Origin of the sequence: Vreelandella zhuhanensis, from assembly GCF_009793355.1 — a bacterium.
Lineage (GTDB): Bacteria > Pseudomonadota > Gammaproteobacteria > Pseudomonadales > Halomonadaceae > Vreelandella > Vreelandella zhuhanensis.
Genome location: NZ_WTKP01000001.1, coordinates 1 through 14,884, shown reverse-complemented (window position 1 = coordinate 14,884; position 14,884 = coordinate 1). Strand labels below are relative to the sequence as shown.

Annotated in this window: 13 protein-coding genes; 6 read left to right on the top strand and 7 right to left on the bottom strand. The window is 54.5% G+C overall.

Translation table 11 applies throughout. The annotated features are described in order from the left end of the window. Positions 1 to 35: 35 nt before the first annotated feature. The 6 genes from GPM19_RS00065 to GPM19_RS00040 form a co-directional block, all read right to left on the bottom strand. The gene (locus GPM19_RS00065; RefSeq protein WP_160416863.1) at positions 36 to 1,238 is read right to left on the bottom strand and encodes an MFS transporter; all 1,203 of its coding nucleotides are present in this window, start codon (positions 1,236 to 1,238) and stop codon (positions 36 to 38) included. Positions 1,239 to 1,252: 14 nt separating this feature from the next. After that, positions 1,253 to 1,756, bottom strand: a complete 504-nt coding sequence (locus tag GPM19_RS00060; protein WP_160416862.1) for a hypothetical protein — start codon at positions 1,754 to 1,756, stop codon at positions 1,253 to 1,255. A 26-nt stretch (positions 1,757 to 1,782) separates the two neighbouring features. Beyond that, a complete protein-coding gene (locus GPM19_RS00055) occupies positions 1,783 to 3,054 on the bottom strand; it encodes a DEAD/DEAH box helicase (RefSeq protein ID WP_160416861.1) in 1,272 nt (423 codons plus the stop codon). A gap of 163 nt (positions 3,055 to 3,217) precedes the next feature. Continuing rightward, positions 3,218 to 3,808: a PqiC family protein gene (locus GPM19_RS00050; RefSeq protein ID WP_160416860.1), complete on the bottom strand. Its 591-nt coding sequence runs from the start codon at positions 3,806 to 3,808 to the stop codon at positions 3,218 to 3,220. A 31-nt stretch (positions 3,809 to 3,839) separates the two neighbouring features. Continuing rightward, the gene (pqiB, locus tag GPM19_RS00045; RefSeq protein WP_160416859.1) at positions 3,840 to 5,513 is read right to left on the bottom strand and encodes an intermembrane transport protein PqiB; all 1,674 of its coding nucleotides are present in this window, start codon (positions 5,511 to 5,513) and stop codon (positions 3,840 to 3,842) included. Continuing rightward, complete coding sequence (locus GPM19_RS00040; RefSeq protein ID WP_160417235.1) at positions 5,506 to 6,837, bottom strand: paraquat-inducible protein A; 1,332 nt, start codon at positions 6,835 to 6,837, stop codon at positions 5,506 to 5,508. The genes pqiB and GPM19_RS00040 overlap by 8 nt, the downstream gene beginning before the upstream one ends. Before the next feature lie 228 nt (positions 6,838 to 7,065). On the opposite strand from GPM19_RS00040, the gene GPM19_RS00035 reads away from it, so the two are divergent. The 4 genes from GPM19_RS00035 (at position 7,066) to GPM19_RS00020 (ending at position 11,911) form a co-directional block, all read left to right on the top strand. Then, complete coding sequence (locus GPM19_RS00035) at positions 7,066 to 8,043, top strand: calcium/sodium antiporter (RefSeq protein WP_160416858.1); 978 nt, start codon at positions 7,066 to 7,068, stop codon at positions 8,041 to 8,043. Positions 8,044 to 8,251: 208 nt separating this feature from the next. Next, a complete protein-coding gene (locus GPM19_RS00030; protein ID WP_160416857.1) occupies positions 8,252 to 9,664 on the top strand; it encodes a cytochrome ubiquinol oxidase subunit I in 1,413 nt (470 codons plus the stop codon). A 3-nt stretch (positions 9,665 to 9,667) separates the two neighbouring features. Beyond that, positions 9,668 to 10,678 carry a cytochrome d ubiquinol oxidase subunit II gene (cydB, locus tag GPM19_RS00025; RefSeq protein ID WP_160416856.1) on the top strand — a complete coding sequence of 337 codons (1,011 nt, stop codon included), beginning with the start codon at positions 9,668 to 9,670 and terminating at the stop codon, positions 10,676 to 10,678. Between the two features lie 231 nt (positions 10,679 to 10,909). Next, positions 10,910 to 11,911, top strand: coding sequence for an adenosine deaminase (locus GPM19_RS00020; protein ID WP_160416855.1), 1,002 nt, complete (start codon positions 10,910 to 10,912; stop codon positions 11,909 to 11,911). Between the two features lie 72 nt (positions 11,912 to 11,983). Here the strand turns inward: GPM19_RS00020 and GPM19_RS00015 are convergent, their stop codons facing one another. Further along, positions 11,984 to 12,922, bottom strand: coding sequence for a cytochrome-c peroxidase (locus GPM19_RS00015; protein ID WP_202114634.1), 939 nt, complete (start codon positions 12,920 to 12,922; stop codon positions 11,984 to 11,986). A gap of 203 nt (positions 12,923 to 13,125) precedes the next feature. Between GPM19_RS00015 and msrP the strand changes: the two genes are divergently transcribed. Then, positions 13,126 to 14,094 (top strand): protein-methionine-sulfoxide reductase catalytic subunit MsrP, encoded by a 969-nt coding sequence (msrP, locus tag GPM19_RS00010; RefSeq protein ID WP_160416853.1) that lies wholly within the window; start codon positions 13,126 to 13,128, stop codon positions 14,092 to 14,094. A 25-nt stretch (positions 14,095 to 14,119) separates the two neighbouring features. After that, complete coding sequence (gene msrQ, locus GPM19_RS00005; RefSeq protein ID WP_160416852.1) at positions 14,120 to 14,743, top strand: protein-methionine-sulfoxide reductase heme-binding subunit MsrQ; 624 nt, start codon at positions 14,120 to 14,122, stop codon at positions 14,741 to 14,743. Positions 14,744 to 14,884 lie beyond the last annotated feature (141 nt).

The window sequence follows — 14,884 nt, the reverse complement described above, 5'->3', positions numbered from 1 at the left end:
GTCCTCCTCGACAAAAGATGGCATCAGCAGGGAGGTTAATGCTTGCGCGTGACAAGCTTCCCATCTTCGTTATCCAGCTGACGATTACGTCCGGCAAACATGGCTAAACCGCAACATACCCCAATCAAGCCGATCAGTAACCAGGCGATGTGAGTAATGTCGGCGCCCGCTTGCAAGAGTAAACCTACACTTAACGGACCCAGCGAGGCTAGTGTATAACCGCCGCCTTGCACCAGGCCGGAAAGCTGACCGGAAAGCCGTGAATTGGCCGTGCGTAATACCAGCAGCGTCAAGGCAAGGCTGAAACTGCCGCCCTGGCCCAATCCTAACAATACCGCTCCCGGCCAGCGCCAAGCCAAGGGTGCGATGAGCAATAACCATAATCCTGCAGCGGTGCATAATAACATCAGTAGCAGGGCAGGGCGCTGGTCACGCCCTAGACGGGCCAGCCAGGGAGCGCCCAAGGCAGAGAAGATCTGGCACATGATCGAAACAGACATGAGCCAGCCGGCATTTGCTTCGGCGTACCCTCGATAGATCAAAAGCGTAGGCAACCAGCCGAAGACGATGTAAGCCATCGAGGACTGCATTCCCATGTACAGCATGATCTGCCAGGTTAGCGCCTTTTTCAGCAGCTGGAGTAGGCTCTGTTGCTGTATGGATGCCAAGGGGGTAGCGGCTGGGGCAGGCATGTAACCCAGCCATAGGATCAGCGCAAAAATGGCGAGCAGTGACCAACTCATCAACCCCAGTCGCCAGCTACCCCATAGTTCCGCCAAGGGAATGCTTAACCCAGCCCCCAGAGCGCCGCCCAGACACAGTGCCATCGTGTATATGCCGGTCACCAGGTCAGCATTGCCGGGAAGCTCGCGTTTGACCAGCGCCGGCAACAATGTGCCGCCAACGCCGATGGCGGCCCCGGCCATGGCGGTACCTAGGAAAAGTACCCCTGGTAAAGGCAGGCCACGTAGAATCAGACCGGTTGCCAGAGCGGCAAGCGAGAGACCCAAGGCCCGCTCGCTACCCAGGCGATGGGCGAGCAAGGGCGCCAAAGGAGCCGCGAGCCCCAGGCACAAGACGGGTAAGGTGGTCAGGACACCGGCAGCAAAAGCTGACAAGCCTGCAGTTTCCTGCAGACGTGCCAAAAGAGGAGCTATCGAGGAAAGTGCCGGGCGTAGATTAAGGCCCACCACCACCATCAACAGAACAAAGACGAACGAACGACGAGAAAACGCCATTGACTAGGCGATCACTAGTTGAGATGGCGGCGCAAGTCACCACGTACCGCATCAAGTAACGTAATGAAGTGGTAATTGCCGGCACTACCCACCTCATCTACCCGTACTGTCGTGGCCATGCCTTTGTCGATTTGTATCTGATCGAAAATTTCCAGCGTTACTTTACGTGCCGGCTGTGTTCCTACTTCAATGTGGCCTTGCTCCAATGTAAAGGTGTCCAGCAGGGTGGCGCGAACCCGGGTGGTATTGCCCTCGCTGAGTACTCGTCTGATAAACAACCAGCCTTCACAGGGCAGTGCCTTGCCGGTTTCGCCTTGGCGTAGAAACAGGGTGCGGTAGCACGCGCCTTCCGTAGCCGCCTTTTCCGCCATGCTGCGATACGCTTGTACCACTTGGTTGGCCGTGGCACGGGCATCGGTCAGGCGTTGAGCAATGCCTTGGTGTTCGCGGCTTAGTTGCTCTTGATGCTGAAACGTCAACCACTGCTGATATTCAGCCATCAATCGAGATGATGCCATAAACCCTCCAGTGCTGGGTGTGTCGCCTAGCTGCGGGCGCTTCTGCTGCGTGAGCGCGGAGCCGGTTTGGTGCTACGTTCGGTACGTTTACTGTCAGTGCCACGTCTCGCGGGCTTTTGGCCGCGATTCTGACGCCCATTTTCGATCGGCTCGGCCTTGATGCTGGGGTCAGGAGCAAAACCTGCTTCCTCGCGTTTTACCAGGTCGCGCTTGATCAAACGCTCAATGCCTTTCAAGAGATCCTTTTCATCGATACACACCAATGAAACGGCTTCGCCTTCACTGCCGGCACGACCAGTACGTCCGATACGATGCACATAATCTTCGGGCACATTGGGCAGGTCGAAGTTGACCACATGGGGAAGTTCGCTGATATCCAGGCCCCGTGCAGCTATATCCGTCGCCACCAATACCTGAAGCTCACCACCTTTGAAAGCGGTAAGGGCACGGGTTCGGGCGCTTTGGCTCTTGTTGCCATGAATAGCCATCGCGGGAATCGATTCCTTTGAAAGCTGTTCGGCCAAGCGATTGGCACCATGCTTGGTGCGGGTGAATACCAGCACTTGATGCCAGCCATATTGCTGAATCAAATGGGCCAGGAGTTCACGCTTGCGGACACGGTCCACGTGATAAACCGCTTGTTCCACTGTTTCAGCGGTAGTATTGCGCCGCGCAACCTCAATGATTGCCGGGTTATCCATCAACTGGGTGGCCAGTCCTTGGATCTCGGTAGAAAACGTAGCGGAAAAAAGCAGGTTCTGGCGCTGCTTGGGCATTACGCGAAGAAGTCGCTTGATGTCATGGATGAAGCCCATGTCGAGCATGCGGTCGGCTTCGTCGAGTACCAGAATTTCAACGGCGGAAAGATCGACATGGCGTTGCTGGAGAAGGTCCAGCAGGCGACCGGGCGTGGCGATCAAGACGTCGAGCCCAGGCTTCAGGGCATCCACTTGAGGCTGTTGGCCCACGCCGCCAAAAATGACGTGAGAGCGCATCGAAAAATGCTGGCCATAAGTGGCCACGCTTTGGCCTACCTGAGCGGCAAGCTCGCGGGTAGGCGTCAAGACCAGTGCTCTTACTTGCCGCTTCCCTGGCCGCTTGCCTTCGCTCAGGCGTTGCAGCATGGGCAAGGTGAAACCTGCCGTTTTACCGGTGCCGGTCTGGGCCGTGGCCAGGAGGTCACGACCTGAAAGCACGGCCGGAATGGCTTGCTGCTGGATCGGGGTCGGGGTGGTATAGCCTTGTGCCGTTACGGCACGCAGCAAATCGGCATGGAGGCCGAGTTCAGAAAAGCTCATGCGTTCTCCGCAATCACCTGCCGGCAGCGGATAGCGCACCGGTCAGAGGTGTTCAGTTCAAAGAGCGATAGTAAGATGAATCCACATCGCGGTGGGGGATAATGCCAGATAACCGGGCACGCCGCGAGGGTAAACACATTCTCGACACTGCTTGGGCGATGGCTTACGACTTGGTTTGTACCTGGCGGATGGCCTGGGCAATCTGCTCGGCGGCCTTGTCCCAGCTTACCGCCAAGGCGCGTACCAAGGCGGGGTATCCATCGCTTTGCAACTCGGTTCGGGTATCGAAACTGTCCAGGCGAAGCAGCTGGCCTTGGGGGTCACGCAGTTGCCATTGGCCGCTGACCACGGCATAGCCATCTTGGCGGCCTTGAAAACTGTCGACTTCCAAGCGCAGTGTCAATGCTTGTGAATGGGAAGCTTCTTCCCTGAGTACCTGGGTGGAAGGCAGCTGTTGGGTCAGGCGCGCCCGCATGCCGCGTTCGAGTTGTCGACCCAGGCTTTCCGCCCATTGATGTTCTCGGGCTTCATGCAGCGTGATGTCGTCAAGCTGCATGACGATACCCTCGACATCCAGATAGTGAGCCAGACGCGGGGTACGAAGCAACAACGTATATTCCGGTGTTTGGCTGGGTTGGGCAACATCGTCTCCCGGCAACATATAGCGTGAAGGCGGGGTGATGCTGGAAGCGCATGCCGCCAATCCAAGCATCGAGACAAGCAAGGCACTCAGGTAAATCAATCGATAAAACATGAATTGGCTCCGGGTAACTGGGTATCTCGATTCAAGGGCGCGGTGCTCGCGGCACGGGGTCCTGGGTGTCCAGGTTATCGAACAGCAGGGCGCGCGGGTTCTCGTTCAGCGTTCGAGTCAAGGGTTGAAGGTCGCGCATCAGCCGGTCAAGTCGTCCAATGGCGTTAGTAAGTTCCTGATAGGCTGGCGAAGTCGGTGAGAGGCCCTGCATCGTGCTGCGCAATTCCTCCAGGGTGGCATTGAGATTGCCGCCGACCGCTCGGGTTTCCGGGTTGTCGAGCAGGCTGTTCAGCGAGCCGGCAACGTTTTGCATTTCTTCGAGCATGGTTTCGGAAGCTTGAAGGTTACGGTCCAGCCCAGCCAATAAGGGTTCGACTTCAAGGTCGTTGAGCTTTTCCAGCAAGGTGGTGATCTGCGATTGTATTTGTGCAAAGCCACCCGCCTCGGTGGGGAATACGGAGCGGTCGGCAAATTCCTCTTCGACGTATTCGTCGGCCAGCTCACGCTGGAAATTCAGGTCGACGAACAGCGCACCTGTCAGTAAGTTGCCGCTTTTCAGTGACGCCCGCAAGCCCAGATTGAACAGACGCTTGAAGCGTGCATCCCATTCGTCGAGATCGATGGCGGCATTTTCAATTCCGAGACGCTGTGGCTCTATGCGGATAAGCACGGGAATCGCGAAACGTGCCCGAGAGTCCGGCTGGGGCGCGGTAAATTTCCAGGGCACCGCCGCCACGGTACCTACCCTGACACCTCGGAATTCCACCGGCGCCCCACGAGATAGTCCGCGTACGGTCTCGTCGACCAGCAGAACGTATTCCAGATAGCGGTTAAAGGTCCCTTGGCGGGCACTGTCTTCGTCGGCATAAAGGCTGAAGGTGGTATCGGGCTCGACCATTTCGCCCATGGGCAAGTCTTCCGGAACACCAAAGGTGACGCCTCCGCCCAATAACGCTTCGAGGGATTCTACACTGACCCTGAACCCATCGGCATCCAGACGTATATCCACGCCGCTTGCCGACCAGAAACGGGTGCTTTCGGTGACCAGAGTGGTATAGGGTTCTTCAATGAAAATCTGATGATTCATCATCCGGCTTCCGGCGTTGAAGTTGACTTCTTCTACCCGCCCCACCGTAAAGCCCTGATAGGAAACCGGGTCGCCTACGCGTAAGGAGTTCCCGACTTGGCTGATGAGGTTGAAACGCATCCCACTGGCGCCAGCCGGTGCCACAGGCGCCGACTCGCTGACTTCAAACTCGCGTTGAGGCTCATCCGAGGTGCCAGGCTCCAGTTGGATATAGGCACCCGAGAGCACCGTGCCCAACCCACTGATTCCTTCCCTGCCGATGCGTGGCTTGACGACCCAGAAACGGCTATCCTCACGCAGCATGGCTTCCGCTGAGGGGCTGATACGGGCGGTAATCACGGCATGCGAAAGATCGTCGGATAACCTGACTTCCTGGACACGTCCTACCTCCACGTTGCGGCTGCGTATCAAGGTGCTGCCGGCTTCGATGCCTTCGGCACTGTCCATGGTCAAGGTGATCAGCGTGCCCCGGCTGGTGTAATTATCATAAACCAGCCACAGGCCGATGATCAGGGCCACCAAAGGTACAATCCAGATCGGTGAAAGCCGCGTTTGAGGCGACAGCTTGGCACGATGCAAGCTGCTTTCATCGGTAGCGGAGGAGGAGGCTTCAGCCATCAATGTTTTCCTTGGGGCCTGAAAAAAGACGCTCTTGGCGCGGTAAAGGAGAATCCCAGATCAAGCGCGGGTCGAAGGACATGGCGGCGAGCATGGTAAGGGCCACCACAGCACCGAATGCCAGCGCAGCCGGCCCCGGCGTGATCGACATCAATGAGCCGGCACGAATCAATGCCACTAATATTGCCACGACGAACACATCCACCATGGACCAGCGGCCGATAAATTCGGTAACACGATAAAGTCGCGTGCGCGCAGCTGCATTGAGCTCATTACTGCGCTTTACCACCAGGCACAACCAGACCAGGGCCACGAGTTTGCTTACAGGAACAATAACACTGGCGATGAAGATGACCGCCGCCACCGGCCAGGAACCCATCTGCAATAATTCGACCACGCCGCCGATAATGGTGGAAGGGGTTGAATCCCCCAGGCTGGTGGTGGTCATGATGGGGTAAAGGTTCGCTGGGATGTACATCACCGCAGCAGCACCGAGCAGCGCCCAAGTGCGTTGCAAGCTGTGAGGGACGCGAGCATGCAAGTGTTCATGGCAGCGAGCGCAATAGTTCTTGCCATGCGAAGAAAGTCGATTGATCAAGCCGCAGGTTGTGCAACCGGTCAGGCCTTGGACAAAAGCGGTTTCACCGGTAATGGTGCCTTCAGGCGCCAAGGGCTCACCTTCCAGAGAAAACCACATCCAGTCTGCATCCAGCGACTGAGTGGTCAACAACAGCAAAATGGCGAAGGCACAAAACGCCCAGAACGACACGCCCAATTCGATTTGGGCTATTCCGGCTACCTTGATCAAGCTCACCAAGGCACCAATGATAAATACATCCGCCATCATCCAGGGCGTCAAATGGGAAAGGGAGCGGGCAATGTCCCTGCTGGCGGGCAGTGCTTTTTCTCGTAACAGGCCATACTGAAGCCAGACCACCCCGACTAGATAAAGCGCTGGCAGCACGACAATCGTGAGGATGACGGCAATGGCGACGATGGGCTGGTGAAAGCCGATCAAGGCAGTGGCGGTTTGCGATAGCTCAATCTGGTTGCCGATGCCTCCGACACTAAAGCTGACGAATGGAAACGCTACGGACAGGATCAGGGCAGTCAAGGCGGCAATTGATAATGCCATGCTACGTTGAGCAGGAAAATGATGGCGACGAACCAGGGTATGGTCGCAGCGTGGACATTCCGCCTTTTCCCCTCCCTTGAGCGCGGGTAACGCTACCACCCAGTCACATTCGTGACAGGCACGTAACCGGCGACGGCGGGTGCGTGCTTCTGGAGGAGAGCGATCCACAAAGGGTGTTGCGCCCGGCATGGCAGGCAAGGATCTAAGCTTTCCAGGGTGACGTATTAACAAATCGTGAGTCTTTCCACTACGGGAGCCTTCCTGCGAAATATAGGTGCGCCTCTATACGGTGGGTGACGATAAACGATCTATCAGCAATTTAATAGTTAGCCGAGTCATCGCTTGACCTGATCGCGTTCATGGACAACGATGCTCGCGCAATAGTGCCCTGAATGAATACATTATTAAGGAAAAACGATGCTGCTCCCTTCGCTGTCGGTGATTGTTGGTCTGGTGCTGCTGATCTGGAGTGCAGAACGCTTCATTGATGGTGCTGCCTCGACGTCGCGGTGGCTGGGATTATCTCCCCTGCTGATCGGCATGCTAGTGATCGGTTTCGGGACCTCCGCACCGGAAATGACGGTCTCGGTCTTGGCTGCCGCTCAAGGTAATCCCGGCTTGGCGTTAGGCAATGCCTATGGTTCGAATATCGCTAATATCGGTTTAGTATTGGGAACTGTGGCATTGATCACGCCATTGGCGGTGCATTCAAGCGTTATCCGTAAGGAAATGCCGCTGTTGTTAGTGGTGACCCTGCTTTCTGCGTTAACTCTGCTCGATGGTGTAATTGCACGCTGGGAAGCGCTGACGCTGATAGTGATACTGGTTGCTTTCATTACCTTCAGTATCGTGCGTTCCAAATATCAGCAGGAGGAGGATCCCCTCGTTCAGGAGGTGGCGGAAAGCCTGGATAGCAAGCCGATGTCACTCAAGGTTTCCTTGCTCTGGACGCTGGTCGGGTTGGTGCTCTTGATTGCCAGTTCGCGCCTTTTGGTATGGGGGGCGGTGGAAATTGCCTTGAGTTTCGGGGTAAGCGATCTGATTATTGGCTTGACCGTCGTTGCGGTGGGTACCTCATTGCCCGAGTTGGCGTCTTCGATTAGTGCGTTGCGTCGCCGTGAACATGACTTGGTGTTGGGCAATGTGGTGGGATCGAACCTTTTCAATACTTTGGGAGTGGTGGGTCTTGCCGGACTGATAATGCCGATTGAGACCGGTCGAGAAGTGTTGATGCGCGACTGGAGCGTAATGACCGGAATGACGGTATTGATGATTCTGTTTGCCTTTGCTTGGCGTGGCCGTAAGCGTCGCATCAATCGGGTGGAAGGTGGGATGCTGCTGGCCATGTTTATCGCTTACACGGCATACATGATTAGCTTGGTGGTATTGGCCTGAGATTTGGCTAAAAGCCGCAATGCAACGATCCGCCACCGATCAGCAGTGCAATAACGCTTACAGACGAAGTGCGTTCTCTTTACAATCCAAGCTCAGTTAACAAGCTTGGATTGTAATCCTATATTCAAGAACAATAAAATTGCCACATGGATTAGCTCATCTAAGCTTGTGTTGTCGTAGCTGCCTCCACAGGACTTAGGAGAACGTCATGGAGCTCGATCCGCTGTTGTTATCGCGAATACAATTCGCCTTTGTTGTGTCCTTTCACGCTATTTTCCCTGTGTTCACCATTGGGCTTGCCTCCTACCTCGCTTTGCTTCATGCCCTTTTCTACAAGACGCAGAACCCCGCTTGGGAGCGTCTGGCGATCCTTTGGACCAAGGTTTTCGCGGTTGTCTTCGGCATGGGCGTGGTGTCCGGCATCGTCATGTCCTTTCAGTTCGGTACCAACTGGAGCAATTTTTCCCAGTCCAGCGCCAATTTCATTGGGCCGTTGCTGAGCTACGAGGTGATAACGGCCTTCTTCCTTGAGGCGGCTTTTTTAGGGGTTTTATTGTTCGGCCGCGGCAAGGTGTCCCAGGGTGTTCATCTGTTCGCCGCCATCATGGTGGCGCTGGGCACCTTCATCTCGACGTTCTGGATACTCGCGGCCAATAGCTGGATGCACACACCGTCTGGTTTCGAGATGATCGATGGCGTCGTACATGTCACCTCCTGGATGGAGGCGATTTTCAATCCCTCTTTTCCTTTTCGCCTCACACATATGGTAATGGCGTCATTCCTCACCGGTGGCTTCGTGGTGGCGGGTGTCAGCGCCTGGTATCTCTTGATCGAGCGTGATGTGCAAGCCAATCGCAAGGCATTATCCATGTGTCTGTGGCTCCTTCTGGTATTGGCGCCGGCTCAGGCGGTGATTGGTGACTTTCACGGTATCAACACGCTCGAGCATCAACCCACCAAGCTGGCGGCCATGGAGGGCAACTGGGAGACGATGCAAGGCGCGCCCTTGCTATTGTTTGCCTTGCCGGATCGTGACCTTCAGGAGAACCGTTTTGAAGTCGGTATTCCCTACGGGGCAAGCCTGATTCTTACGCATGAGCTGGATGGCGTGGTGCCGGGGATCAGTGAATCGCCCCCCGAAGAGCAGCCGCCGGTGTGGATTACATTCTGGGCATTTCGAATCATGGTCGCCATCGGCTTCGCGATGATTGGGGTCGCCTTGGCAGGGCTGTATCTACGCCGTGGAGGAAAAGTATATCGTTCACGGCGCTTCTTGCAGACTCTCAGAGTCATGTCGATCACACCCTTCATCGCTGTGCTGGCAGGGTGGGTCGTGACCGAGACGGGGCGCGCACCCTGGTTGATCTACGAAACGATGACCCATGCCGAAGGGGTGACGCCTTCGCTGACCGGTGGAATGGCGCTGTTTACCCTGGTGGGTTATATGGCAGTTTATGGCGTTATTTTTTATGCCGGTACGTATTATCTCACTCGGGTGATCCGGTACGGCATGCAAGCGAAGGAGGAAGAAAAGCTGGTCGACGATTTTGAAACGCCCAAGCGGCCTTTTTCGGCAACCAGTACACCCTTCGATGACAATCCTGCCAAAGGAGAGGGTTAAGCCATGGAAATGTTCGATCTATCAGTGATATGGGCACTTATCATCGGTTTCGGCATCCTAATGTATGTCCTCATGGACGGTTTTGATCTGGGCTTGGGAATCCTTTTCCCTTTTGCACCGGATGAAGATACCCGGGACGTGATGATGAATTCTGTCGCACCCATCTGGGATGGTAACGAGACCTGGCTGGTGTTGGGAGGAGCAGGGTTGTTGGGAGCCTTTCCTCTGGTTTATTCGGTTTTCCTGCCGGCGCTCTACATCGGTGTATTCCTGATGCTGGCGGGGCTGGTTTTTCGCGGTGTGGCCTTTGAGCTGCGCTTCAAGTCTCGTCGTAACCGCCGTAATCGTCGCCTGTGGAACAGGGCGTTCAGCTGGGGGTCGGCAATTGCGGCCTTTGCTCAGGGAGCGGTGGTAGGCACTTATATACAGGGCTTCGAGACGCAAGAGGGTGTCTTTGTCGGGGGCGCTTTCGATTGGCTGACTCCGTTTACGGTATTGACGGGTATCGGCATCATGATTGGCTATGCATTGCTGGGAAGTACCTGGCTGATTCTGAAATCCGAAGGCTACATTCAGCAGTGGGCTTACAAATTGACCTTGCCGCTACTGCTGGCGGTATCGGCAATTTTCATGATCATCAGTATCTGGACGCCTATGGTGAACCCCGGCGTCTGGGAACGCTGGTTCGGCAATATCCGCTTGATCTGGATATTGCCGGCATTGACGTTAGTGTGCATGTTTGCCCTGTACTGGTCGGTTCGGCGTCGCCGTGAGTTGATGCCTTTCATGGCGACCCTGGGGATATTCCTGTTCACTTATCTGGGACTGGTGGTAAGTAAGTGGCCGATGATCGTGCCACCGAATTACACCCTATGGGATGCTGCCTCGGCACCGGAGTCTCAACTTTTCCTGTTGGTCGGCGTACTGTTCGTTCTTCCGTTCGTGCTTGGTTATACCTTCTGGTCGTATTGGGTATTTCGCGGCAAGGTGAAAGTGGGTGAGGGATATCATTAATCTCACCTCAGTCGCTGGGTGTGGTGATAGCGCCTGTATCTTTTCAGTAACGGCGGTATACCGACTGGGGAAGAGAGTTCGGAAACTTTCCGCTGGCCCAAGCCAAGAGGAGGTGTCGACTCACCGTGCCTGAGCGAAGTACTTGAGTTCGGGGTTAAAAGTGGGGCGCCTGACTATGCAAGCGGTCTCGAATATCCCAGAATTAAACAAGAAAAATAAGGAGCCTATTTCATGCATGAATTCCTCAAGCGTTTGCCCAAGGTAGAGCTACATTTACATATTGAAGGAACGTTAGAACCCGAGTTGTTATTTACCCTGGCCGAACGCAATGGCGTTATGCTTTCTTATGCATCGATAGAAGACGTATACGCCGCTTATGATTTTTCTGACCTGCAGTCATTTCTGGATATTTATTATCAGGGAATGAGTGTGTTGCAGAAGCCTGAAGACTTCTATGCTCTGGCTATGGATTATTTTCGCCGGGCCAGTGATGAAGGCGTGGTTCATGTCGAGATGCACTTTGACCCCCAGGCACATATTTCCCGAGGCGTTGGATTATCCACTATCCTGGAAGGATTGAACCTGGCTCGGCAAGAAGCGGAGAGTGAGCTTGGGCTTTCCAGTGCATTGATCATGGCCTTTTTGCGTGACCGTCCCGCGGCAGAGGCAATGCAGGTGCTGGAAAGTGCTAAGCCCTATTGGGATATATTAGATGCCGTCGGGCTGGATAGTGCTGAAAAAGGCAACCCTCCAGAAAAATTTAGTGAAGTATTCGGTCGAGCCAAGCAAATTGGTATTCCACGGGTAGCCCATGCAGGAGAGGAGGGGCCGGTTGACTATATCTATCAAGCTCTGGATTTGCTCGACGTGTGCCGCATTGATCATGGCGTGCAGTGCTTGCAAGACCCTGCGTTAGTGGAGCGATTGCGTAACCAGGGCACAGTGCTGACCGTATGCCCACTTTCCAATGTGCGGTTGAAAGTGGTTGAAAGTATGCAGGCGCACCCACTGCCTCAGTTGTTAGACGCTGGGCTTGTAGTGACAATCAACTCCGATGACCCAGCGTATTTCGGCGGAGGTATGTTGGCAAACTTTATGGCCTGTCATCAGGCGTTCGGATGGCAGGAAGCGGTGTTTTGCAAGCTGGCAGCCAATGCTATTGATAACGCCTTCATGGGCGAGGTGCGCAAAGCGCAGCTATACAAGCAGTTGAAGAAAGTTGCTGGGTACTAAAGCAATTACCCCCGGATTTTTCCGGGGGTAAAACACTTGATCATATGGCGGGCAAGATGCTCTTACGTATGTTTACGGCAAGGCAGGAACTTCAAAGTGCGGCATTTCACCGGTGAGGGTATGCAGGAAGGCAGTGATATCAGCAATGCTCTGTTCTTCAAAATCACGGCCCAACATTTCTTGCCCCATGATAGCGACGGCTTCTTCCAGTGTTTCTGTTGCACCGTTATTCATGTAGGGGTAAGTAACCGCCACATTGCGTAGCGTCGGAGTGCGGAAGCGGTATTTATCGCTTTCTTCATCTGTGACTAGATAGCGGCCAAGATCAGTGGAGCCGGGTACTTGAATGGCATGAAACTGACTGTCGGTAAGGGCGGGACCACGATGGCAGGCAATGCAGCCATTGTCCACAAAAGCGACCATGCCGTCTTTTTCCTGCTGGGTAAGGGCGTTCATGTCGCCACGTAGATAACGGTCAAAAGGTGAATTCGGCGTATTTAGCGTGCGCTGAAAGGAGGCTAGGGAGTACGCCAGATTATCAGCATTCAAAGGTTCTTCATCTTCGGGGAAGGCCTCGGCAAACTTACGCTGGTAATGGTCGAAGCTAGTCAAACGCTCAAGAGCCATGTCCAGATCCATGGCCATTTCAACACTGGCTTCAATCGGGCCTAGCGCCTGGCCTTCAAGGTCAGGTTCGCGGCCATCCCAGAACTGAGCGTCAAGGAAGCCCGAATTGAGTACGGTGGGGGTATTGCGCTCACCTACCTGGCCGTCATGGCCGGTGGCGCGGGGAATGCGATCCGACCAACCCAGCGCTGGGTTGTGGCAAGTGGCGCAACTGATGACACCGCTTGAAGATATTCGCGGCTCGAAGAACATCATCTTGCCGAGCTCGACTTTTTCCTCTGTCAGGGAGTTATCTGCCGGGATGGGTGGCAGATAAGGCAATGCCTCGAAACGGTCTCGATAATTTTCCAGGCCATCGTCAGCGAGAGCAGCACCGCTAGCCATCAGAGCCGACACTGCAAGTGTTGACAGTAGTCGCGCGTTGAGAAGGCGGGGTTGTGATTTCATGGTGATTCTCCCTTGTATGGATCCCGTTGGTCGGATCCTGTTTTTCTAATCTGGCCTGAAGTAAGCTTAGTGGTATCTCACAGTTATGTTCAACCCAGTAAAATACTCAGGTTAAGGGTGTTGTCATTTTTGGGGGTTCCATGATGCGTTACCGCTATCCAGTTGTTTCTGAATCTGAAGTCACACCGAAAGCCCTCTTCGAACAGCGTCGAAAATTCCTACGCCAAGGTATTGGCCTCGGGACAGCTGCGGCTTTTGCTCCAGGCATGCTGTTTTCGCCAACTTCACATGCTTGGTCAGCGGTTTTGTCGCGCCGCCTTGAAAGTGACTTGCCTCGCGAGGAAATGGCGGGAGGGGAGTCGCTTACTCCTTTTGAAGATATTACTACTTACAATAATTTTTACGAATTCGGCACGGGTAAACGTGATCCGGAAATTTACGCTCATAAGCTTGTTACTGAACCTTGGTCGCTTAGCATCGAGGGGGAAGTGGAGAAGGAAGGGACGGTGGCGTTGGAAGACGTTATCAAACGTTACCCCCTTGAAGAGCGTATCTATCGTTTGCGTTGTGTCGAAGCATGGTCGATGGTCATTCCCTGGATCGGGTTTCCGCTGGCGGAACTATTGAAATATCATGGGCTCACGTCACGCTCCAAGTATGTGGTATTCGAAGCCATCTACGATCCTGATAATCTACGTGGGCAACGACGCTCTATTCTCGACTGGCCTTATCAAGAGGCGCTGCGTATCGATGAAGCGATGCATCCGCTGACCATGCTGGCAGTGGGCCTGTACGGTGAAGCAATGCCGAATCAAAATGGTGCTCCCATTCGTCTGGTAGTGCCATGGAAATATGGCTTCAAGAGCATCAAGTCAGTCGTGAAAATAAAAGTTGTCGAAGAAAAGCCCACTACTTCCTGGCATGAGAGAAATCCCGAGGAGTACGGTTTTTATGCCAATGTGAACCCGGAGGTGGATCATCCGCGCTGGTCGCAAGCGCGTGAGCGACGCATTGGTGAGCCAGGGCGGCGAAAAACCCTGATGTTTAATGGATACGCTGCAGAAGTGGCTCATCTTTATGCAGACATGGATCTACAGCGTGACTACTGAGGTGATTATAAGTCGAGGAGGCTGAATGGCTTCAAGGAGAGCGTGGCCAGTCACTACATTTCGTCTTGTTGTATTGGGTGCAGGTATAGCACCGGCGATATGGCTTCTTTGGCAGTGGCTTAGTGGCAGCTTAGGCGCCAATCCGCCAGAAGCCGTGGTTCACTTTACCGGTTTGACAGGTCTCACTTTGCTGATGGTAACAATCGGTTTCAGCCCCGCATTTCGGCTAATCAAATGGCCGGGCATAATGATAGCGCGCCGGCAGATGGGCCTTTGGGCCTTTTTCTGGTTGCTTGCGCATATGGTCGCGTGGATGGGGCTGGATCAGTATTGGGATTGGCCTTGGATAATGCGCGACATGATGAATTTAGCTTATGTCCGCTATGGGCTAGCGGCGTTGATCTTGTTGTTGCCGCTAGCTCTGACGTCTTTCAAACGGGTACAGCAGCGAATGGGGCCGGGGGCCTGGCATTGGTTGCACCGGCTTATCTATGTTGCGGCGGCCTTGGGCGTTACGCATTTCTGGATACTGACACGGGCTGATTACTTGCTGCCTACCTTATATGCCTCGGCGCTTTGTGGATTGGTCTTGTTCCGTCTCATCGATGCCTTCATGCATCGACAAGAGAAAATCTCGCGTAATGGTTGACCTCGGCTTTATATCGAGTATTATACGCACACCTCGAAGCAGCTGCAGCGCAGCAGCACGAGACGCTCTTTAACAATTGATCAGGTAATTCATGTGGGCGCTTGCCGATGAGGGTGACAATGTCACCGAAAATCAAGGCAA